General features: G+C 62.6%; 22 protein-coding genes. 14 read left to right on the top strand and 8 right to left on the bottom strand.

Annotated features, from left to right (window positions below; genetic code table 11):
* Positions 1–103: 103 nt before the first annotated feature.
* Complete coding sequence (locus tag SO180_RS01725; protein ID WP_449377118.1) at positions 104–1588, bottom strand: porin; 1485 nt, start codon at positions 1586–1588, stop codon at positions 104–106.
* Between the two features lie 555 nt (positions 1589–2143).
* Between SO180_RS01725 and SO180_RS01720 the strand changes: the two genes are divergently transcribed.
* The gene (locus SO180_RS01720) at positions 2144–2623 is read left to right on the top strand and encodes a MarR family winged helix-turn-helix transcriptional regulator (protein ID WP_449377117.1); all 480 of its coding nucleotides are present in this window, start codon (positions 2144–2146) and stop codon (positions 2621–2623) included.
* Between the two features lie 91 nt (positions 2624–2714).
* On the opposite strand, the gene SO180_RS01715 is transcribed toward SO180_RS01720, so the two are convergent.
* Complete coding sequence (locus SO180_RS01715) at positions 2715–3764, bottom strand: alpha/beta hydrolase family protein (protein ID WP_449377116.1); 1050 nt, start codon at positions 3762–3764, stop codon at positions 2715–2717.
* Between the two features lie 553 nt (positions 3765–4317).
* On the opposite strand from SO180_RS01715, the gene SO180_RS01710 reads away from it, so the two are divergent.
* The 3 genes from SO180_RS01710 (at position 4318) to SO180_RS01700 (ending at position 5721) form a co-directional block, all read left to right on the top strand.
* Positions 4318–4548 (top strand): hypothetical protein, encoded by a 231-nt coding sequence (locus SO180_RS01710; RefSeq protein WP_449377115.1) that lies wholly within the window; start codon positions 4318–4320, stop codon positions 4546–4548.
* A 34-nt stretch (positions 4549–4582) separates the two neighbouring features.
* Complete coding sequence (locus SO180_RS01705) at positions 4583–4981, top strand: hypothetical protein (RefSeq protein WP_449377114.1); 399 nt, start codon at positions 4583–4585, stop codon at positions 4979–4981.
* 122 nt (positions 4982–5103) lie between these two features.
* Positions 5104–5721: a class I SAM-dependent methyltransferase gene (locus tag SO180_RS01700; protein WP_449377113.1), complete on the top strand. Its 618-nt coding sequence runs from the start codon at positions 5104–5106 to the stop codon at positions 5719–5721.
* On the opposite strand, the gene SO180_RS01695 is transcribed toward SO180_RS01700, so the two are convergent.
* Positions 5718–6272, bottom strand: a complete 555-nt coding sequence (locus SO180_RS01695) for an SET domain-containing protein (protein ID WP_449377112.1) — start codon at positions 6270–6272, stop codon at positions 5718–5720. The genes SO180_RS01700 and SO180_RS01695 overlap by 4 nt on opposite strands.
* 149 nt (positions 6273–6421) lie before the next feature.
* Here SO180_RS01695 and SO180_RS01690 point away from each other — a divergent pair, with 149 nt between their 5' ends.
* Entirely contained in the window at positions 6422–6904 is a 483-nt protein-coding gene (locus SO180_RS01690) for a hypothetical protein (RefSeq protein WP_449377111.1), read from the top strand.
* Here SO180_RS01690 and SO180_RS01685 read toward each other — a convergent pair.
* Together SO180_RS01685 and SO180_RS01680 are read right to left on the bottom strand one after the other, a co-directional pair.
* The gene (locus tag SO180_RS01685; RefSeq protein WP_449377110.1) at positions 6901–7485 is read right to left on the bottom strand and encodes a DUF6321 domain-containing protein; all 585 of its coding nucleotides are present in this window, start codon (positions 7483–7485) and stop codon (positions 6901–6903) included. The genes SO180_RS01690 and SO180_RS01685 overlap by 4 nt on opposite strands.
* 45 nt (positions 7486–7530) lie before the next feature.
* A complete protein-coding gene (locus SO180_RS01680) occupies positions 7531–8247 on the bottom strand; it encodes a TetR/AcrR family transcriptional regulator (protein ID WP_449377109.1) in 717 nt (238 codons plus the stop codon).
* 106 nt (positions 8248–8353) lie between these two features.
* On the opposite strand from SO180_RS01680, the gene SO180_RS01675 reads away from it, so the two are divergent.
* The 5 genes from SO180_RS01675 (at position 8354) to SO180_RS01655 (ending at position 12030) form a co-directional block, all read left to right on the top strand.
* The gene (locus SO180_RS01675) at positions 8354–9751 is read left to right on the top strand and encodes a carotenoid oxygenase family protein (RefSeq protein ID WP_449377108.1); all 1398 of its coding nucleotides are present in this window, start codon (positions 8354–8356) and stop codon (positions 9749–9751) included.
* A gap of 172 nt (positions 9752–9923) precedes the next feature.
* Complete coding sequence (locus SO180_RS01670; RefSeq protein WP_449377107.1) at positions 9924–10406, top strand: MAPEG family protein; 483 nt, start codon at positions 9924–9926, stop codon at positions 10404–10406.
* A 77-nt stretch (positions 10407–10483) separates the two neighbouring features.
* Entirely contained in the window at positions 10484–11056 is a 573-nt protein-coding gene (locus SO180_RS01665) for a hypothetical protein (RefSeq protein ID WP_449377106.1), read from the top strand.
* Positions 11057–11071: 15 nt separating this feature from the next.
* Complete coding sequence (locus SO180_RS01660) at positions 11072–11626, top strand: inner membrane-spanning protein YciB (protein ID WP_449377105.1); 555 nt, start codon at positions 11072–11074, stop codon at positions 11624–11626.
* Between the two features lie 107 nt (positions 11627–11733).
* Positions 11734–12030 (top strand): hypothetical protein, encoded by a 297-nt coding sequence (locus SO180_RS01655; RefSeq protein WP_449377104.1) that lies wholly within the window; start codon positions 11734–11736, stop codon positions 12028–12030.
* Positions 12031–12171: 141 nt separating this feature from the next.
* Here SO180_RS01655 and SO180_RS01650 read toward each other — a convergent pair whose 3' ends face one another.
* On the bottom strand, positions 12172–14115 hold the full coding sequence (locus tag SO180_RS01650; RefSeq protein WP_449377103.1) for a DEAD/DEAH box helicase: 1944 nt from the start codon (positions 14113–14115) through the stop codon (positions 12172–12174).
* A gap of 135 nt (positions 14116–14250) precedes the next feature.
* Complete coding sequence (locus SO180_RS01645; protein ID WP_449377102.1) at positions 14251–15906, bottom strand: fumarate hydratase; 1656 nt, start codon at positions 15904–15906, stop codon at positions 14251–14253.
* A 118-nt stretch (positions 15907–16024) separates the two neighbouring features.
* Between SO180_RS01645 and SO180_RS01640 the strand changes: the two genes are divergently transcribed.
* The 4 genes from SO180_RS01640 to SO180_RS01625 all read left to right on the top strand — a co-directional run bounded on the left by SO180_RS01640 (position 16025) and on the right by SO180_RS01625 (position 18402).
* Positions 16025–16558: a hypothetical protein gene (locus SO180_RS01640; RefSeq protein ID WP_449377101.1), complete on the top strand. Its 534-nt coding sequence runs from the start codon at positions 16025–16027 to the stop codon at positions 16556–16558.
* 92 nt (positions 16559–16650) lie between these two features.
* Complete coding sequence (locus SO180_RS01635) at positions 16651–17130, top strand: hypothetical protein (protein ID WP_449377100.1); 480 nt, start codon at positions 16651–16653, stop codon at positions 17128–17130.
* 343 nt (positions 17131–17473) lie between these two features.
* The gene (locus SO180_RS01630; protein ID WP_449377099.1) at positions 17474–17647 is read left to right on the top strand and encodes a hypothetical protein; all 174 of its coding nucleotides are present in this window, start codon (positions 17474–17476) and stop codon (positions 17645–17647) included.
* Positions 17648–17727: 80 nt separating this feature from the next.
* On the top strand, positions 17728–18402 hold the full coding sequence (locus SO180_RS01625) for a methyltransferase family protein (protein WP_449377098.1): 675 nt from the start codon (positions 17728–17730) through the stop codon (positions 18400–18402).
* Position 18403: 1 nt separating this feature from the next.
* Here the strand turns inward: SO180_RS01625 and SO180_RS01620 are convergent, their stop codons facing one another.
* Positions 18404–19111, bottom strand: coding sequence for a glutathione S-transferase (locus SO180_RS01620; RefSeq protein ID WP_449377097.1), 708 nt, complete (start codon positions 19109–19111; stop codon positions 18404–18406).
* Positions 19112–19199: the final 88 nt, after the last annotated feature.

Below are 19199 nucleotides of genomic sequence, written 5' to 3'. Positions count from 1 at the left end.
TCGGACCGCTACCTGATTTGCAAGGGCTCACCTGGCGCTTTGTCCAAAAGAAAAACCCCGGCGGTTGCCCGCCGGGGTTCTCTGATCGGTCGAGAGATCGATCTTAGAAGTTGCGCTGGGCGCGGAGGAGCATGCTGACCGAGTTCTGGTCCTTCAGCTCATACACGGCTGCCGGCTTGGCAGCGGAAGTGATGCCCGGGCTGTTGATCGCGCCGGTATACTTCTGGTCCAGATGCGTCCAGTTCACGTCCGCGGTGAACGCCAGGTTCTTGACCGGGGTCCACACGGTGTTGACACCGATAACCGCGAAGTTGAAGTCCGGATTACAGGTCGAACCGGCCACGGCGATCGCAGCGAAGTTGGTGCAGATCAGGGCCTTGCCCGTATCGCCGTACCTCAGCTGGCCATAGCCACCGTAGATGCCGCTCGCCCAGGTCGGGCTCCAGTTGTGGGTGTAGCCACCGCGGAAGCCCCAGGTCTTGACGGTATCGATGCCGGTGCCGGTGCCGAAGACGCCATCAGCAATGCCAGCGAAACCAGTGCTCTGGTAGGCGCCGGCCAGGCCGGTGCCGCTGAACATGAAGAAGCTCTGCGGGAACAGGCTCTGGAAGTTGTAGCGGCTCGCACCATCCGTGTAGACGGCCTGCAGGTTGATGCTGTCGCCGGGTCCGGTCGGGATGTTCTTGATCGACAAGGCACCCTGAACCGCCCAGCCCCACTTGTCAGCCGGGTGACCGGAGACTTCCGTGGTGCCGTAGTAAGCGGAATGGATGTCATGCGCGGCAACCGAGATCTGGGCCAGACCCCAGGCCTGGTCGACACGGATCGCACCGACGATGTCGGGAGAACGCGTGCCACCCCAATCGTTGGCACCGTAGACGCCCGTCACGAACTGAGCGGCGGTACCCGACGAGACGTTCCAGAGGTTCGACTGGCCACCTGCCGCCGTCGTCATATCCTGCAAGGCCACCGAGCCGGTGATGCCCTGACCGAAGTCAGCCGTATAGGCAACCTGGTTCACGCCGGTGACGTTGTTGCTGCCGCCCGGAATGGTATCGGGACCGCCAGCCGGATAGCTCTGCCACGGAGTGTCGAAGATCGAGACCGTGCGGCCGAAGGTGAAGCCGGCGAACTGGATGAACGCATGGTAGAGGCCGAGCGAAGCGGAACCGTCAAAGGTCCCTTGCGCCGACGGGTTGCTGCCGGTCACGGCATTGCTCGTCCAGGTGAAGACCATGTCCGCGTAGGTGCGCACAACGCCGTACTCGGTCGCCGTGCGGGTATCGACGGTGAGGTCCATACGAGCGCGGCTGAACCAGTAGTTGGTCAGACGGTTGTTCGAACCCTGGTTCGCGCCCTGCTGGAAGGAATAGTCGCCCGCGCCAACCGACGTGTCGGCACGAACATAGCCGCCGAACTTGATGCAGGTGTCGGTGCCCGGCATGTAGTAGAAGCCTGCGCCGTACAGCGAGCAGATCTTCACGTATTCGACCGCCTTGGCCTTCACGGGAAGATCGGCTGCCTGTGCTCCGCCAACGGCGATCAGAGCCGCCGCCGAGCCGAGCATAAGGCTCTTCGTCAATTTCATTTGCTTACCTCCAAGTTGGTGTTGGGCGACTTGGACGCGATCCAAAGACGCGACCTCCGGCCCCTCAATTCCCCAAGTCCGCATCCAGGTTCCGGCTGCGGAAACGACTTTGAGGTGCCCCCCTCCGTCGCTAAATTCGATATAGTTTAACAAAACAATCATCTCAATTGATTGTTTTCATCAAGCGATCGTTCGCCGCGACCTGTTGTATGAGCGCAACACCACCGAATCTGTCGGGTTCTTGGGCAATTTCAGCGGGAAAAGGCAACAAAAAACCCTCGGGGGGCATCCCGAGGGTTTCCTTGGAGGTTTAGCGAGTGGTGTATCAGAACCCTTCGTTGAAAGAGTTCGAACTGCTCCTAAACACTCAAGATGATTATTTTAATCAATTGATATTTGCAAGCCTGTTTTTGAGCCGATGCTTGCTGTCATGTGGTGGCAAAAATTGAGCAGATTGCCTCCGTGGATAACGAATATCTGAGAACAAAATCATTAGAGATAACCGTAGAGTAGCCGAAAGGCCCCTGGTGCCTTCAACCTCGCCGGAACTCAAAAATGATCGAGAAAAACCTCGACCGAGCAATCAACGATTTCATTTGGAATGTGGTCGAGATCCACTCTCAATTGGAGGAAATCCATAAGAGCTGGGCCGAACTCCTCGGCATCACGGAACCGCAATGGCTGATTTTGATGGCCATCGAAGAGTTGGATGAGGGACAGGGCGTCGCAGGAATCGAGGTCGCGAACAAGTTGCGGATTCATCCGGCATTCGTCACCAACCAGACGAAGAGTCTCGAGAAGGACGGACTCCTGTCGCGGGCACCTCGTGCGGACGACGCACGTTATGTGTTGATGTCTCTTACCGCCAAGGCAAAAGCTGAAATTGCAAAGCTCGCCAAGAGGAAGCTGGCTCTAAACTCGACAATGTTCAACGAGTTCGACGAGAAATCCTTGGCGGACCTGAACGCCGCGCTGACGAGGATTGCGAAGAATGCGCGGTTGGCGTCGCGATTGCTGGCCATAGATATCTCGTGATCATGGGATCAACGCATTGACCAGCTTTGGAGGGCCAGCTTTGGAGCTGCAGAGCAGGCAGCCTTTCGATGAGCGGCTGCTGCAGGTTAGTTTATTGACTCAAGCTACCGCGTGACCGGAGCTTCTCCCCGAGCCAGTCGAGAACGACGTCGTCCTTTGCAACGAAATTTTCAACCTCGGTGGAGGCTTGAGATATTGCAACGGAACAGTCCAATCCAGCGAGCTTGCAGTCGGCCTGCAGTTCAAGAGCGTTCTGCTGGTCGAACAGCGCTCGGCCGCCGGCAACGATCAAGACCGGGCACCGCATTCGGCGGACCAACTCGAGACTTGACGCTCGCGTGCGATCGCAGGCCGGATCCCAAATTCCCGTCATCCAGCCCACGCTCGCTCGATGTCGGAGCGAGGCCCAAAGGCCGCCGTCGCACACGGCGGCCACTATCCTGCGGTCGCATACGGCGATGCGCGCCGCATAGCCGGCGGCCATTCTCTCGCCGCTGACAGCAATTCGGCCGGCATCAACATCCGCTCGGCATTCCAAATGATTCAGCCAACTCGCCAAGAAGGCTTCGGGCTTAAACAGACGATGTTTTGAAGCATCGTCTCCGCTCACAACGAGAACCGACATATTGCGATCGTTGACTGCAGGCAATAGCCGGCTCGCAATCGATTCGGCCGAAGACTCCTCGTCGCTAATGAAAATGACCGCAGGTGCGGGTCGTTCGCGGCGCGCCGCCGGCAGAAAATACCCCGCAAGAAGCACTCGCTCGAAAAACTCGATCTCTACTCGTTGCACCCGATCAGGCGCACAAGATTCGAGGCTTCTGAAACTCCCCTCGATCCTGTCCGCAAGTACGACACCCGATGAATTCTCCGGACAAGCCAGTTGTCTCGCCACTTCAAACGCAGTCAGGGCGCAAAGCCAGAATTCACTGGCCGTATCCGGCAGGTTGTCCTTGACTGCGAGTTCGGCCGATGCGCGATACTGATCACCAACCGTCATCCAATGTAGAAGCCAATGCTCCTTCTCCTTGGAATCGGAAGTCGAAAATTCCTCGAGAAACGCAGCGGCACGATTTCGTACGCATACGAGGTCATCGCTCGTGTCGCTCAAGGATGCCTGCAGCCGCCAATCGCCGTCCATGCTTCCCCGCGGTGTTCGTTCGACCGCTCTCTCAACGCCCTCTGTCTCATGTTCGCGACCACTCGCCCGCACGAGACATCAGCAATTTCCGCGCCATTATCATGATTGTTTGAGCCGGTCGGATTCTGAGTCAGCATCCGCCAAGTTCTTTTTTGGCTCCGCAGCAAGCATCGCCTTAAATTTATGTCACGAGCAATTCAATTAGATTATGCCGCAATAAGATAAATAGATCGCCGATATCCGTAGAATCGCGGGAATCGCGCAAGAACAGACGCCGTAGCCGGCGAGGACGCAGGCGTAGGCATCGCGCCTCCGGACGCGTAAGTCGCCGGCGGCATGGCAAACGACGATAGGCGCCCTCACCCTCATCGCCATGCCCTCAAGCTAGTAATCTTAAGCGCGAACGCATCCCAATTAGCCTGAGGCGACGAACCACGTCCTGCGCGACAATGTCGCACATAGAGAACTGTCCAGAACAGGCGTCCTTCTTACCCCCGAGGTAATCGAATTGGGCAGGGCCATGGCTCATCTTCTCCAGCAGCAGGAGATGACCATGATCGCGCTGCTTCTCTACCGGACCGTTGCCGACACCCTGCTGCCCTGGGCGGTGAAGTTTGCCACCCGCCTGCTCGCGCGCAGCCTCAACATGCCAGAACCGCTGGTGCACTCGACCGGCGACTTCGTCATCGCACAGGTGCTGGCCTTCGAGCACAGCGTCGGAAAAAGCCTCTGCCCGTTCCGCCTCGCACGCATCATTCGCGCCTTCTGGCGCGGCCTGCGCTGATCTTCACCCCGAAGCCCATAGAAGGAGAACGACCATGATCCATGCATCCAGCTTCCTGCGCCGTGCCCTCTTCGCTGACGCAATCTTCAGCGGCATCTCAGCAGTCGGCCTGACCTTCGACGCGAGCGCCGTCGCCTCGCTCTTCAATCTGCCCGAGGCACTGCTGCGGGAAACCGGCCTGTTCCTGATCGTCTATGCCGCGTTTGTCGGATGGCTCGCTTCGCGCAGCTCAGTGCCGAAAGCCCTCGTCACCCTCGTCGTGGTCGGCAACGCCGCCTGGACGGCTGCGAGCATCGCGCTGCTGTTCTCCGGCGCGGTGTCACCGAACCTCGCCGGCGAACTCATGGTCGTGGCCCAGGCGATCGCGACCGGCGTGTTCGCGGAGTTGCAGTATGTTGGACTGCGCAAGAGTGGCAGCGCGGTCGTGGCCTGACCTCGCTCAAGCTAGTCATTCCGGGCTAGCGCGTCAGCGCCAGACCCGGAATGTCGTGATCCGCATTGCTTCGCTTCGCCCGCGATGCCAACAATCGCTTGGATTCGAGGGATGGCGTATAAATGTCAGAGCCAGTCAGCGGCACGGAAGGCTATGCGCAGGAGACATCTGAACTCTTCGCGCGATATGAGACCATCCCGCCTGCCGATGTGCATCGCGCGGTGCTGCATCTCCTACCCAAGACCCCGTCTCGGGTGGCCGATATCGGCTCCGGCAGCGGACGCGATGCGGCCTGGTTTGCCGAAATGGGCCATCGCGTCGTCGCTGTCGAACCGACTGATGCATTGCGGGTAGGTGCCATTGCGCGGCACTCCCGGCCTGCCATCGAATGGGTGAACGACAGCCTGCCCGATCTCTCGGACTTGCGGAGTCGCAACGAGACCTTCGACCTGGTCATGCTCACCGCGGTCTGGATGCATCTCGACGAAAACCAGCGCGGGCGCGCCATGCCGAACGTTGCGTCCCTGACTGCGACCGGCGGCCTCGTCATCATGAAGCTGCGCCACGGCCCGATACCGCCGGGGCGGCGAATGTTTGAGGTATCTCCTGAGGAGACGATCGAGCTCGCAGGACCTTACGGTCTGCGCTCGGTGCTCAACGTGCGATCGGATTCGGTCCAAGCGGCGAACCGGAGCGCAGGCGTCCGTTGGAGTACGATTGCGCTCGCGAAGGCGCCTTAGGCCCGCGCGCGCCCGTTGGCCTTGCCGTTGGCGTGCTTGCCGTTGAGCTTCTTCTTTTTCGCGCCCGCCTTCTGTGCCTTGCGCTCGGCGCGCGCCTTCACCTTGGCCCGTTCGGCCCGCGCCTCGGCGCGGAGCTTCTTGCGCTTCTTCTCGCAGGAGGCGCACTTGCAGCCGATCGGCTTGAGATAGGCTTTGAAATAGTCGGTGCCGTAGTCGTAGTTGATCTCGTCGCCAGCCTCGATGTTCTTGATGGCGCGGATGAAGACCTTGCGCTTGCGCGGGCGCACGTCGGATTCTGCGTTCGGCCGGCACGAATGGTTGATGTACCGGGCGACGTTCTTGCGCACCGAGCCATCGATGGTCCAGCGGTTGTTGAGCTCGAACAGGTATTTGTTCTCGATGTCGTCATGCTCAGGAATCCGCGAGTCCAGGATCGGTCCGAAATAACGGATGATCCGGGTACCCTTCTTGATCGGTTTGGTGGCGAAGAGGCCAAGTCCGGTCTTGGAGCGGCCGACGCGATAGGGTTTGTTCGACAAGATGGCTGGCATGATCGAAATAAGTGACAACGCGGGACGAGGCGAAGGCGCTCTTCTAGAACGATTCCGCGGCCATGTCAGGTGTCTCGAGGCCCGGTTTGAACCTTCCCCACAATGAACACGTCTGAATGAGGTGAGTTCCGCGGCATGAGGGCTTCGTCATGAAGCATGTCACACTTGGCTGCCTGATTGCGCTGCTCGCCAGCGTCGCGCTTGATCAGGCCGGCGCCCAATCCTTCGGCAGTACCTACACCTGTCTCTTATACACATGCCTCAACCGCGCACTTGCCGCCAAAGAGCCGGCGGCGCAGGTGTGGTTCCAGCCGTTCAACTCCACCGAACACACGGTAGAATGGCGCGCCGAGGGCACAAAACCATTCGCCATCATCCAGCGCTGGCGCATCGCCGACGGCACCGATCTCAACAAGGAAGGACGGCCGAACACCAAGGCGATGCTCGCGGTGACGCGGCTGCCGCCGGGGCCGGTCTGCCATGTCGCCTGTGTCGACGTGAAGGCCAATGCGAACGCCAACGAGCTGGCGCGCCAGGCGGCCGACCAATATGCGCGCGACTTCACCTGCGGCAAGGACGAGGTGAAGGTGATCGGCACCAGCGGCCGCGCGATCGAACTCGCGCGGCGCTAAGCCTTCTTCGCGCGGCGATAGCGAGCCAGCAGGCGCTCGCCCTTGGCCGCGATGCGCCGTGCTGCCGCGACGGTTTCTGGCACTGGCTCGCCCCAGGCATGGGCCGAGAGCGCGTGCCGGGTCGGATGGCCCTTGGCATCCACAAGCGGCGGCAGCTTCTTGCGGCCGTAGAAGCGTACGGCCCAGCTTCCCTTGCGCCGCATGTCCTGCGGCGTCATCTCCGCTTCCGGCTTGTTGACGCCGGGCCGCAAATGCGCGCCTTCCTTGCCTGCGAAGGCCTTGCGGCCCGCGGCCGTCAAACCGCCGCGCGGATCCTTCTCGCGTTCGGCTGAAGCGCGCTTGCGCGTCGTGTGCTTACGCGTCTTTTTGGCCGATGTCTTCGAGGACCTGGGAGACTTCTTCTTGGAGGTCTTCTTTGCTGCCATGCGCATGTTGTCTACGAGGTTGGGATAACGGCGGCCGGCGCGCCGGGCACGGGCCTTCGCCGCCGATTCTTGCGTGGGCGTAAGGTGCTTCGCCGCCTTGCCCGCGCGTTTGCGCGGGTTGGCGCGTTTCCAGGGAGCCCGCGATGTTCTCGTCATGGCGCGTCAACGCACGACGATGGCAAGGGTTGCGGTCCCCTCCGATCAGGACGGCGGCAGCTTCCCCTGCGCCGCCGACTTCAGGATCGCCTCCAGAAGCTGCTCGGCCGTCGTACCCTTCGGCAACCGTCCCAGAATGTCCTCGAGGCGGCCGTCGAGCAGCAGCATGGTGAAGCCGTGCACCATCGACCAGGCACGCGCGATGGCTGCGGCCTGGTCGAGTGTCAGCGTATCGCCGCTGATCCGCTCTTGCCGCATCGCGCCGATGGCGTTGGCGAGCCCCGCGAACGAGGCATGTGCGGCCTCATGCAGCGAGGGCCTGGAATAATCGAGCCGTTCGGTGCGAAACATGATGCCGTACATGCCGGGATGGGCCTGCGCATAGGCGACATAGGCCTTGGGCCGCGCCAGTGCCTGCTCCAGCGGCGTCCTGGCGGCATCGCAGGCCAAAGCCATCGCCGCATTGAATTGGCGGAAGCCGACCGCGGCGAGCTCGCTGACGAGACCGGTGAGATCCCCGAAATGATGGGTCGGCGCGGCATGCGACACGCCCGACTCGCGCGCCACCGCGCGCAGCGTCAGCCCGGCGAGCCCGTCGCGTTCCAGCACTCTTTCCGCAGCCTTCAGCAACGCCTCGCGCAGCGCACCATGATGATAGGGCGTCTCGGCCTTCGCGCTCGCGACCCGGCGCGGCCGCTCCTTCGCGGCGGATGACGGCGATTTTCTGGGGCGAGCGCGGCGGATGGTTTCGGTCTTGGCCATGACTGGCGTTATATGACGTCATTTTGACAGTGTAAAGATTTCGCTTGACCGAAGCTCGAAGTGGCACTAGCGTATCTTTACGATGTAAAGATACGGAGGATACGCCTTGCAGCAGGATGTGTTCAGCCAGGTGCCGGCCAATCGCGCGCCAATCCCGTTCGAAGCCGACGCGCCATTCCCAAAAATTGTCGGCGAGTTACCGCGCGAATTGAACGGGACGCTTTATCGCAACGGCCCTAATCCCCAGTTCGACGCACCCGGCGCGCACTGGTTCGTCGGCGACGGCATGCTGCACGCCTTCCATCTCGAAAACGGCCGCGCGAGCTACCGCAACCGCTGGGTCCGCACCCCGAAATGGCAGGCCGAACACGATGCCGGCCGGGCACTGTTCGGCGGCTTCGGCCGCAAGCTGCCGGACGCGCCTGCGCACCTGACCGACGGCGGCGTCGCCAACACCAACGTCATCTTCCACGCCGGCAAGCTGCTCGCGCTCGAAGAAGGTCATCTGCCGACCGAGATCGAGCCCGGCACGCTCGCCACGCGCGGCTACTGCAACTACCAGGGCCGCGTCGCCGGCCCCTTCACTGCGCATCCGAAGATCGATCCCTCAACCGGAGAAATGGTGTTCTTCGGCTACAATGCGAGCGGCCCGCTCACGCCCACCCTCTCCTACGGCGCGATCGACGCAGGCGGCAAGGCGACGCGCTTTACGCGTTTCGAGGCGCCTTATGCCAGCATGGTGCACGACTTCATCGTCACCGAGAACCACGTGCTGTTTCCGATCCTGCCCATCACCGGCAGCATGGAGCGCGCGATGAAGGGCCGGCCGCCCTACGCCTGGGAGCCGGAGAAAGGCGCCTATGTCGGCGTGATGAAGCGCAGCGGCAAACCTGAGGACATCGTCTGGTTCCGCACTGAAGCCTGCTACGTCTTCCACGTCATGAACGCCTGGGAGGACGGCAACCGCATCGTCGCCGACGTTATGCAGTTCGAGGAGGCGCCGCTGTTTCCGCATCCCGACGGCAGGCCAACCAATCCCGACAAATCATTCGCGCGCCATTGCCGCTGGACCTTCGAGCTCAACGGCAATACCGACCGCTTCCAGCAGACCTATCTCGACGATCTCACCGGCGAATTCCCGCGCATCGATGATCGTCGCGCAGGATTGAAAACCAACCACGGCTGGTACGCCTGCGCCAATCCAAGACTGCCGATGTTCACCGCGCTGTCCGGCATCGTGCATGTCGACGGCGCCGGAAAACGCCTCGGCCATTACTTGCTGCCGGCCGGCGACAGCATCTCCGAACCGGTGTTCGTCGAGCGTGCCAGAGATGCCGCTGAAGGCGATGGCTGGCTGCTCGCCGTGGTCTGGCGCGCCCGCGAGAACCGCAGCGATCTCGCCGTGTTCAGCGCCGCCGATGTCGAGGCAGGCCCCATCGCGCTCGTGCAGCTCGGCCACCGGGTGCCCGACGGTTTTCATGGCAACTGGGTGGGAGCGGCGTAGAGCCCATCCGCTGTCACTTCGGGGCAGAGCCACGGGTCCGCGCGACGCGCGGCCCGATGACAGGCTCCGCGACGTGCCCGGGCGCGCGTGACGCGGCACGATGGATTCCGCGCTCGCGTCAGATGGCGCGCCCCGGAATGACGATCGTTTGTGCTTCAGCAGGGAGCCTCACATGCACATGCCAGCCATCACTGCGTTCTATCTCGCGGTCCTCGCCCTGCTCTACGCCGTCCTCGCGCTTCAGGTGATCTGGCTGCGGCGGAGCAACAAGGCCGCCTTCAGCGATGGCGGCAACACGAGCTTGCGCAGCGCGATCCGCGCCCACGGCAACTTCATGGAATATGTGCCGATCATCACACTGATGGTCGCCATGATTGAAATGTCCGGCGCATCCGCACTGCGCATTCACCTCCTGATGGGCGCACTCTTGGTGTCGCGGCTGCTGCACCCGATCGGCATGTCCGCCACGCCGAACTCGCTGCGGTTTCAGATCGGCCGCGTCGGCGGGATCGTCATCACCATCAGCCTGTTGATCACGTGTGCCTTGACGGTCCTGTCTCGGCTACCCTGGAGCGACCTTGCCGACGAAGCGTCGGCACAAGCCATTGCAACAATTCATTTTTTACAGGTCATTCACGTCATTTTGACACTGTAAAGATTTTGCTTGACCTCGCTCCCGGCCTGACGTATTCATCTTTACAGTGTAAAGATAAGCCCTGATCGAGGCGGCTCATGACAATCTTCCTGATCCTCGCTCCCTACGGCGCCTTTGGCTTTCTGATGTTCCTGACATCGGCAAAGGTCAGCGTGTTCACCGCCTCCGCGATCTGCCTTGCCACCATCGCAATCGACGTTGCGTGCCGCCGCTCGGTGAAGATCCTCGCCGCCGGATCGGCGATCCTGTTCGCCGGCATCGGTATCTATCTCGCGCTGCTCAATCCCTGGCTGAGCACGCTCGCGGTGAAGTTGTCGGTCGATGCCGGCATCTTCGTGATCTCGCTCGGCTCGATGCTGGCTCGCCATCCGTTCACGCTGCAATACGCCCTCGAAGAGGTCCCCGCCGAGACGGCGGCGATGCCAGGCTTCCTGCGCGCCAACTACATCATTACCGCCGCATGGACCGCGGCGGCGCTGTTGATGATGGCCTCCAACGTCGTGCTGCTCTACGTGCCGGGCCTGCCGATCTGGTCGGGCCTCGCAGTGGCGTTTGCCGCCCGTAACAGCGCGATGTATTTCACGAAATGGTATCCCGAGTATCGTAAGATCAAATACGGTACACCCGCCAGCGCACTGCCCTTTTCCTAACCGACAGGACCGACGATGAAGGACGTATTCGCCCGCCTCGCTTCCGATTTCCTCTCGACCATCGTCTTCCTCGTCATCTATCTCGTCACCGACAACATCATCCTCGCGACGTCTGTGGCGGTTGCAGGGGCGATCGCGCAGGTGATCTACGCCCGCTTCAAGGGCAACTCGCTCGGCTACATGACCTACGCATCGCTCGCGCTCGTCATCGTGCTCGGCACTGTCACCATCCTCACCCAGGATCCGCGCTTCGTGCTGGCAAAACCCTCGATCGCGCATTTTGCGATCGGCGCGATCATGCTCAAGCGCGGCTGGATGCTGCGCTATATGCCGGCACGCGTGACCGACGTCATTCCGGAATATGTCACCGCGGCAGGCTATGCCTGGGCCGCGCTGATGTTTGCGCTCGGCGCCGGCACCATCGCAGTCGCCGCGACCGGCGACCTCAAATTGTGGGGCTTCTACGTCTCGGTCGTCGCCATGGGCGCCAAGATCGCGGCATTCGCCATCCAATACGTCATCTTCCGCATCGTCATCACCGGCCGCTTGCGCGCCGCTGCCCGCGCCTGACTGCGGCGAAGAGAGCGTTAGGCAGCCGCTTTGAGTTGGGCTATACGCTCGGCGCTGGACAGACCGCGGATCATCGCGGTTCGCCGGGAGAGGTTAGGGAGACAGGAATGGCCGTCGACGGAAACTGGAATATCGTCTTGAGCACCCCGATGGGCGACCGCAACACGACCCTCACGCTGAAGAGCGCAGGCAGCGCGCTGACGGGCACGCAGGGCGCCGAAGGCGAGTCCGGCGAAATCTTCGACGGAAGCGTCAACGGCGACGATGTCGCCTGGAAGATCTCGATCACCAATCCGATGCCACTGACGCTCGCTTTTTCCGGCACGGTTTCCGGCGACAGCATCTCAGGCGAAGCCAGCATCGGCCCGATGGGCAGCTTTCCCTTCACCGGCACGCGGGCCTAGCCGTCCCCCTCACCCCTGCGTGCTCTCCGGCCTCTTTGTTGCGACGGCTCTGTCCGTCGCAACAACAGCAACGGGGAGCAGTGCAGATGACAAACAACCGGCGTAGCGCGCAAGCGCGCTCGCCCTCTGTTCGGCAACGCCTCAGCCGCGACGGTCCTTCCTTGTCTTCTTTCCACGAGCACCCTTCGCAGGCCATGCACTTGCCTGGTGCGGTTGGCCGGCGTGGCCGGGCTTGCTCCGGCGTTTCTTCTTGCCGAATTCAGCCTCGCTGCCGAATTTCGATCCGCCCTCGGCGCGTGGCTTGCGCGTTGCCGGGTCACGGGAATCGTCGCGGCGACGAGCGCTGTGTTCGATGTCGTCGGTCTCGCGCCGGGGCGCGTGCGTGCGCTTGTCCGAGGACACCTGGCCTTGAGGAGCATCTGCCATCGGCTCGATGCGTATGCTGTCTTCCTTGTCGGGACGCCGGATCTTGACGGCGAAGGATTCCGCGACCCGCTGGGAAATCTCGAACTCGGTGGTAGTGTCCATGATCCGGATGGCGCCGATGTCGCGCTTGTCGATGCCGCCGCGACGGCAGATCATCGGCAAGAGCCAGCGCGCCTCCGCATTCTTTCTTCGTCCGATGGCGGCGCGAAACCATACGCTGGCCTCCGCCATGCCGTGCCGCGACGATGATTTTCCCGTCTTCGACCGGGACGCGGCAGGACGGTCATCGCCGCGCGAGATTCTCGCGTTTTCTCGACCGCGCCCGTCGCGCGGCCGGCCGCTAGCCTCACCGGGATCGAGAATGTCTTCGGGCGCAGGAAGCCGCGCGCGGTAAAGACGCGCAAGCGCCGCAGCGATATCCTCAGGCGACCGCTCGGCAAGCAAGACCCGCGCCAGCATCAGGTCGTCGGAAGTCGCCTCCTCGGTGAACACGGCATCCTTCAGCATGCGTTCGTGATCAAGCTTGCGGATATCATCCGCCTGCGGCGCCGTGCCCCAGACGGCGTCCGTGCCCGACAGATTCAGCAGCAGTTCCGCACGCCGTCTTCGTGCGGGCGGCACCAGCAGGACGCTGACACCCTTCCGGCCCGCACGGCCGGTGCGGCCCGAGCGATGCTGCAGGACCTCCGCATCGTTCGGCAGATCCGCGTGAATGACGAGGTCGAGGCTCGGCAGGTCGATGCCGCGCGCCGCCACGTCGGTCGCCACGCAGACGCGGGAACGTCCATCCCGCAACGCCTGCAGAGCCTGGGTTCGCTCGTTCTGCGTCAACTCGCCGGAGAGCGCGACCACGGAAAAACCGCGCTCGAGCAGCGCCGCCTGCAAATGCCTGACGGCGTCTCTGGTGTTGCAAAACACAAGTGCGCTCGGCGACTCCCAGAAACGCAAGACGTTGACGACCGCGTGCTCGACATCACCAGGAGCGATGCGGATGGCGCGGTACTCGATATCGGCGTGACCGCCTTGGTCGCCGGCGACCTCGATCCGAAACGCCCGTTGCTGATACTGCTTTGCCAGCGCAACGATGCCGCGTGGAAAGGTCGCCGAGAACAACAACGTGCGGCGCGTATCCGGCGTCGTCTCCAGGATGAATTCCATATCCTCGCGAAAACCGAGATTGAGCATCTCGTCGGCCTCGTCGAGAACGACGGTCTTCAATTCCGAGATGTCGAGATGGCCGCGCCGCAAATGATCACTCAATCGGCCGGGCGTCCCGACCACTATGTGAGCGCCGGCGGCAAGCTCGCGCTGTTCGCGGCGCGGATCCATACCGCCAACGCAGGAGACGACGCGCCCATCCGCATGTTCATAGAGCCATGCGAGCTCACGCTGAACCTGCAAGGCGAGCTCACGCGTAGGCGCGACGATCAAGGCAAGCGGTGCGGCAGCCCGCTCGAAGCGCTCCAGGCTGCCGAGCAGATTGCTTGCGATGGCGAGCCCGTAAGCGATGGTCTTGCCCGAGCCGGTCTGCGCCGAAACGAGCAGGTCGCGGTCAACAGCTTCGTCCGCAAGCACGGCGATCTGAACAGGGGTCGGCCGGTCGTAGTTGCGCTCGGCGAGAGCGCGAGCGAGCGGCGGACTTGTGGTCGGGAATGACACGAGATGAATAGCCTTGGTTGGTTCGGGCAGAAATGGTCTGGCCGAACGAATCGAAGCCGCGCGTCCGGCCGACGGCGCGGCCGCACGCGTGGCGACTTGATCAGGATTCCTTGTGAACTCTTACGCGGATGCGCACTAGCCGAGGTTCAACTCCTTGAAGAAGTCGTTGCCCTTGTCGTCGATGATGATGAACGCCGGGAAATCGACCACTTCGATGCGCCAGATCGCCTCCATGCCGAGTTCGGGATATTCGAGCACCTCGACCTTCTTGATGCAGTGCTCGGCAAGGTTCGCCGCCGCACCGCCGATCGAGCCGAGATAGAAGCCGCCATACTTCTTGCAGGCCTCGCGCACGGCCGGCGCGCGGTTGCCTTTGGCGACCATCACCATCGAGCCACCGGCAGCCTGGAACTGGTCGACGAAGGAATCCATCCGGCCCGCCGTGGTCGGACCGAACGCGCCAGAGGCGTAGCCCTCGGGCGTTTTCGCGGGGCCGGCGTAATAGACCGGATGGTTCTTGAAGTAATCCGGCAACGGCTCGCCCTTTTCCAGCCGCTCGCGCAACTTGGCGTGCGCGGAGTCGCGCGCGACGATCATGGTGCCGGTCATCGAGACCCGCGTCTTGATCGGATATTTCGCGAACGTCGCCAGGATATCCTTCATGGGCTGGTTGAGGTCGATCTTCACGACCTCGCCGCCGAGCGTCTGTTCGACCTGCGGCAGATACTGCGCGGGATTGTGCTCGAGCTCCTCGAGATAGACGCCGTCCTTGGTGATCTTGCCTAGCACCTGGCGGTCGGCCGAGCACGACACGCCAAGCCCGATCGGGAGCGAGGCGCCGTGGCGCGGCATGCGGATCACGCGCACGTCGTGACAGAAATACTTGCCGCCGAACTGCGCGCCGACGCCGAGCGACTGCGTCATCTTGTGGATTTCCTGCTCCATCTCGACGTCGCGGAAGGCGTTGCCATCAGGCGAGCCGTGGGTCGGCAGCGCATCGAGATAGCGCGCGGAGGCGAGCTTCACCGTCTTCATGCAGAGCTCGGCGGAGGTGCCGCCGATCACGATCGCGAGGTGGTAGGGCGGGCACGCGGCCGTGCCCAGCGTCAGCACCTTCTCCTTGAGGAAGGCGAGCAGCCGGTCCTTGGTGAGGACCGAGGGCGTTGCCTGGAACAGGAAACTCTTGTTGGCGCTGCCGCCGCCCTTCGCCATGAACATGAATTTGTAGGCGTCGTCGCCCTCGGCGTAGATCTCGCACTGCGCCGGCATGTTGTTGGCGGTGTTCTTCTCCTCGTACATCGACAGCGGCGCGACCTGCGAGTAGCGAAGGTTGCGGCGGAGGTACGCGTCGCGCGCGCCTTCCGACAGCGCCGCCTCGTCCTCGCCGTCGGTGATGACGTTGCAGCCCTTCTTGCCCATGATGATCGCGGTGCCGGTGTCCTGGCACATCGGCAGCACGCCGCCGGCCGCGATATTTGCGTTCTTCAGGAAGTCGAGCGCGACGAACTTATCGTTCGGGCTGGCCTCGCCGTCTTCCAGGATCGCGCGGAGCTGCTTCAAATGCCCCGGCCGCAGATAGTGGTTGATCTCGCCGAAAGCCGCCTCCGACAGAGCCCGCAGCGCCTCGCGCGACACCACCAGCATGTCCTTGCCCAGGACCTTCTCGACCCGCACGCCTTCACTCGAAACCTTCTTGTAGGGCGTCTCGTCCTTGCCCAGCGGAAACAGCGGGGTGTGCTTGTAGGGCGGAACGGGCTGGGACTGGTCGGGAAAGGCAGTGGGAGCGTTCATGGTCTGGTCTCGGGTTAGATCGGCTGGGCACGACGAAGGCGCCAAGGTTTGAACCCTTCTAAGCCCTTTTCCTACAAAGGGAAGGTTCTCGGACGCCCTCCAGCAATCGAAATGACGAATGCCTGCCCCTGCGATCACACCTGACACCGTGCCGGTCCCGACCCTGCCGACACGCCGCCCGTTCGGTCTTTTGCTGGTCCTTCTCGCCGTCGCGGTGCTGGAGGCTTTTGACGGGCTATCCAACGTCTCGACGCTGTTTGGCGACATGTCGGAGATCCCGGGCCCGGGTCTCGGCGGTTTCCTGATCAAGGCGCACATCGCCACGCATCCCGTGCTGGCGCTAATGGCGCTCGCCTGCGCGGCCATGGGACGGCTGCGTGGCGCAATTCTCGCGCTTGCCGCCATCATCGTGACGACCTGGCTGCACGACATGCCTTCGGTGGTGCTGCACGGCTTCGATTTCGCCGGCATCAGCGCCTTCCAGACCCCGGCCCAGTTCATCGCCTTCCCGCTGATGGCCGCCTGCGCCATCGCCTGCGCGCTCCGCAATCAGCGCCTTGCTCTCGCCACGCTGCTCGTCAGCGCACCGACGCTGTTCAACATGTTGATGTTGGTTGCCTTTGCGGTGGGCGTGGCGATCTACGGGTTCTGAAGAACCGGAGCCTTGGGCCCGCACAACCGCCAACGCGACCCTTGCGCTTCGCGCGCTGCGACGCTTTTATAGCGCCGAAGGGGCTTTTCATCATGATTTTCAAATTCGACGTTCGCGGCGCGATTCTGGCCGCCGCCGCAATCACCGGCCTTGTCGCTCTCGCCTCGCCTGCGCGTGCGGACCAGTGCGACGATATTGCGAAACAGCTCGGCAGTGGCATTGACGGGCTGAAGGTCAACTTCAAGGCGGCCAACATCATCTATCTCACCCACCCGGCGGCGAAGGAATTGTCGCTCGGCTGTCGCGCGCAGGGGCAGACCTATTCCAACGAGCTCTATGCCAAGGGCGATCGTCGGCCGACGCCGCAGTTCTATGATCTGATCGCCTCGGCGGCGGCGATCATCTTCACGCTGCCGAAGGACGACACCGCGACCGGTGCGTCGCGCTGCCTGAAGCGCATGGGCATCTTGCGCGGCGACAAGGTATCGATGCGCTACAAGCGGCTGAACATGGAGTGCACGCGCACCAAAAGCGAAGCCGCGATCGCGATCACGCGGCCGAAGGACGAATAGACGGGGCGCTTCGCGCTGGTGACCGCGGGCGCGATGAATACCTGTCGCGAAGCCGCCTGTCACATACTCCGCCATTGCCGAGCGCAGCGAATCAATCCAGACTATCTCCGGCGGAAAGATCTGGATTGCTTCCTGTCATCGCGCCGCGCTACGCGCGAACGTCGGCTCGCAATGACGTGGAGAGAGCGGTGCTCTTGCTGAGGCACTCTCAATTGCGGTGACAAAAGCCACCGTCCTCAGCCTTCCGCTCCCAAAAATCCCTCGCATTTTAACGATCTGCTTCACGGAAGCTTCGGCTCCCGCGGGTCATGTTCGCGTGTTTCAATCTGTGAGGATTTGCGTGATGAGTGTTTCCAGCGTTGCGCCGCCGTCGATCGCGATCGTGGTGCCGAACTACGACACGACCAAGCAACAGGACGACCAGACCAAGACCAACGATTCCGATTCCAGTTATCAGCCGCCGCCGGCTCCGCCGCTGCCGCCGGGCCAGGGCACGCGGATCGATCAGTACGCCTGACCCCGGCTCTCGATCCCTTCAGGCCGCATCTTTGCCAGATAGCGGCGATAGCATCATGTGCGAATTGCAGGGAAACGCGCATGATCGCAAGACTGCTCTTGCAGAACTCGATCGTCGTCATCGCGATGGGCGCGCTGCTGTTTGCCGGCGCCGGCACGCTCGATTGGCCGGGTGCATGGGTGATGCTGATCACCTCCGCCCTGCTCGGCCCGCTCTGCGGCTGGTGGCTATACCGGCTCGACCCGGCGCTGCTCGCCGAACGTCTTGGACCCGTCATCCAGAAGGATCAGCCGGCCGCCGACAAGGCCTTCATGGCCGTATTCATCGTGGTCATGTTGATCTGGCTGGTCGCGATGGGGCTGGAACGGCGCTATCGCGTCTCCGAAATGCCGCTTGCCTTGCAGGTGCTCGGCTTCGCGCTGTACCTCGCCTCAACCGCCTTCACGCTATGGGTGTTTCGCGAGAACTCGTTCGCCGCACCCGTGGTGAAGCTGCAAACGAAGCGCGCGCAGCACGTGGTTTCGACCGGACCCTACGCCTATGTGCGACATCCCATGTACAGCGGCATGGTGCTGTTCTTCCTTGGCGTGCCGCTGCTGGTCGGCTCATGGTGGGGCGTCGCGATGGCGCCGCTGTTCCTCGTCTTGTTTGCGATCCGCATCCGCATCGAGGAGCGCACCTTGACCGAGGGCCTGCCGGGCTATGCCGACTATGCGCTGCGCGTGCGCCCTCGGCTGCTGCCGGGCGTCTGGTAGCTTACGCGTCGAGCTCCCTGTAGCGGCGGAAGATGCCCTGCTCGTTGAAGGCTATCCGGCGCTCGCTGGCGAGATAGGCCTTGATGTTCGGCCGCACCGCGACGCGCTCGCGCAGAGCGACGAGGCCGGGGATCTCCTCCTCGAAGGCGCGCATGCGCTTTGGAAACGCGTAGCGCAGGCCGTCGACGATCTGGAACAGCGAGAGATCGACATAGGTCAGTCTGCGGCCGGTGACGTAGACGCCGCCATTGGCATCGAGCAGCTCCTCGAAATAGCCGAGATATTTCGGCACGCGCTCCTTCCAGAACCCGGCCGTACGCTTCTTCGCAGCCGGCCGCGCGTCCTCGTAGTAGAGCGACGGCCCGAGCGGATGATGGGTGTCGTGAATCTCCAGCACGAAGTCGGCGATCGTGAGCTGGAGCTGATGAACCCACAATTTGCCGGCCTCGGTCTTTGGCGCGAGGCCATGGCGGCCGCCCAAATAAAGCAGGATGTTGGCGGTCTGGCCGATGACGAGCTTGCCGGCTTTGAGGAACGGCGGCGCAAAGGGCGGCATGCCGCTATGCGCCTTCATCATCTTCATCATCGCAGCAGTGCCGCGAGGGCCCCGCGCGACGTCGACATAGGCCGCTTTCGCCTCCTCCAGCGCCAGCCGCACATATTCGCCGCGGCCCTGGATCTCGGGCCAGTAATAGAGCTCGTATTTCATGAGGAGGTCCCGTGACAATTCCGATGCGAACGTAGCACGCGACCCAAACTCCGTCATTCCGGGTCGGTTCGAAAGGACCGAACCCGGA

The sequence above is a fragment of the Bradyrhizobium sp. UFLA05-112 genome (assembly GCF_053572325.1).
Note: the sequence above shows the minus strand (reverse complement) of the source record. Positions and strands in the feature narration are given on the sequence as shown.

Bases quoted from the DNA above. Each gene is read 5' to 3' on its own strand.
- SO180_RS01645 (WP_449377102.1), bottom strand. From the start codon at position 15,906: ATGAACGCTCCCACTGCCTTTCCCGACCAGTCCCAGCCCGTTCCGCCC.
- SO180_RS01725 (WP_449377118.1), bottom strand. From the start codon at position 1,588: ATGAAATTGACGAAGAGCCTTATGCTCGGCTCGGCGGCGGCTCTGATC.
- SO180_RS01670 (WP_449377107.1), top strand. From the start codon at position 9,924: ATGCACATGCCAGCCATCACTGCGTTCTATCTCGCGGTCCTCGCCCTG.
- SO180_RS01685 (WP_449377110.1), bottom strand. From the start codon at position 7,485: ATGACGAGAACATCGCGGGCTCCCTGGAAACGCGCCAACCCGCGCAAA.
- SO180_RS01710 (WP_449377115.1), top strand. From the start codon at position 4,318: ATGATCGCGCTGCTTCTCTACCGGACCGTTGCCGACACCCTGCTGCCC.
- SO180_RS01620 (WP_449377097.1), bottom strand. From the start codon at position 19,111: ATGAAATACGAGCTCTATTACTGGCCCGAGATCCAGGGCCGCGGCGAA.
- SO180_RS01705 (WP_449377114.1), top strand. From the start codon at position 4,583: ATGATCCATGCATCCAGCTTCCTGCGCCGTGCCCTCTTCGCTGACGCA.
- SO180_RS01625 (WP_449377098.1), top strand. From the start codon at position 17,728: ATGATCGCAAGACTGCTCTTGCAGAACTCGATCGTCGTCATCGCGATG.
- SO180_RS01720 (WP_449377117.1), top strand. From the start codon at position 2,144: ATGATCGAGAAAAACCTCGACCGAGCAATCAACGATTTCATTTGGAAT.
- SO180_RS01635 (WP_449377100.1), top strand. From the start codon at position 16,651: ATGATTTTCAAATTCGACGTTCGCGGCGCGATTCTGGCCGCCGCCGCA.
- SO180_RS01660 (WP_449377105.1), top strand. From the start codon at position 11,072: ATGAAGGACGTATTCGCCCGCCTCGCTTCCGATTTCCTCTCGACCATC.
- SO180_RS01680 (WP_449377109.1), bottom strand. From the start codon at position 8,247: ATGGCCAAGACCGAAACCATCCGCCGCGCTCGCCCCAGAAAATCGCCG.
- SO180_RS01655 (WP_449377104.1), top strand. From the start codon at position 11,734: ATGGCCGTCGACGGAAACTGGAATATCGTCTTGAGCACCCCGATGGGC.
- SO180_RS01665 (WP_449377106.1), top strand. From the start codon at position 10,484: ATGACAATCTTCCTGATCCTCGCTCCCTACGGCGCCTTTGGCTTTCTG.
- SO180_RS01700 (WP_449377113.1), top strand. From the start codon at position 5,104: ATGTCAGAGCCAGTCAGCGGCACGGAAGGCTATGCGCAGGAGACATCT.
- SO180_RS01630 (WP_449377099.1), top strand. From the start codon at position 17,474: ATGAGTGTTTCCAGCGTTGCGCCGCCGTCGATCGCGATCGTGGTGCCG.
- SO180_RS01695 (WP_449377112.1), bottom strand. From the start codon at position 6,272: ATGCCAGCCATCTTGTCGAACAAACCCTATCGCGTCGGCCGCTCCAAG.
- SO180_RS01640 (WP_449377101.1), top strand. From the start codon at position 16,025: ATGCCTGCCCCTGCGATCACACCTGACACCGTGCCGGTCCCGACCCTG.
- SO180_RS01715 (WP_449377116.1), bottom strand. From the start codon at position 3,764: ATGGACGGCGATTGGCGGCTGCAGGCATCCTTGAGCGACACGAGCGAT.
- SO180_RS01690 (WP_449377111.1), top strand. From the start codon at position 6,422: ATGAAGCATGTCACACTTGGCTGCCTGATTGCGCTGCTCGCCAGCGTC.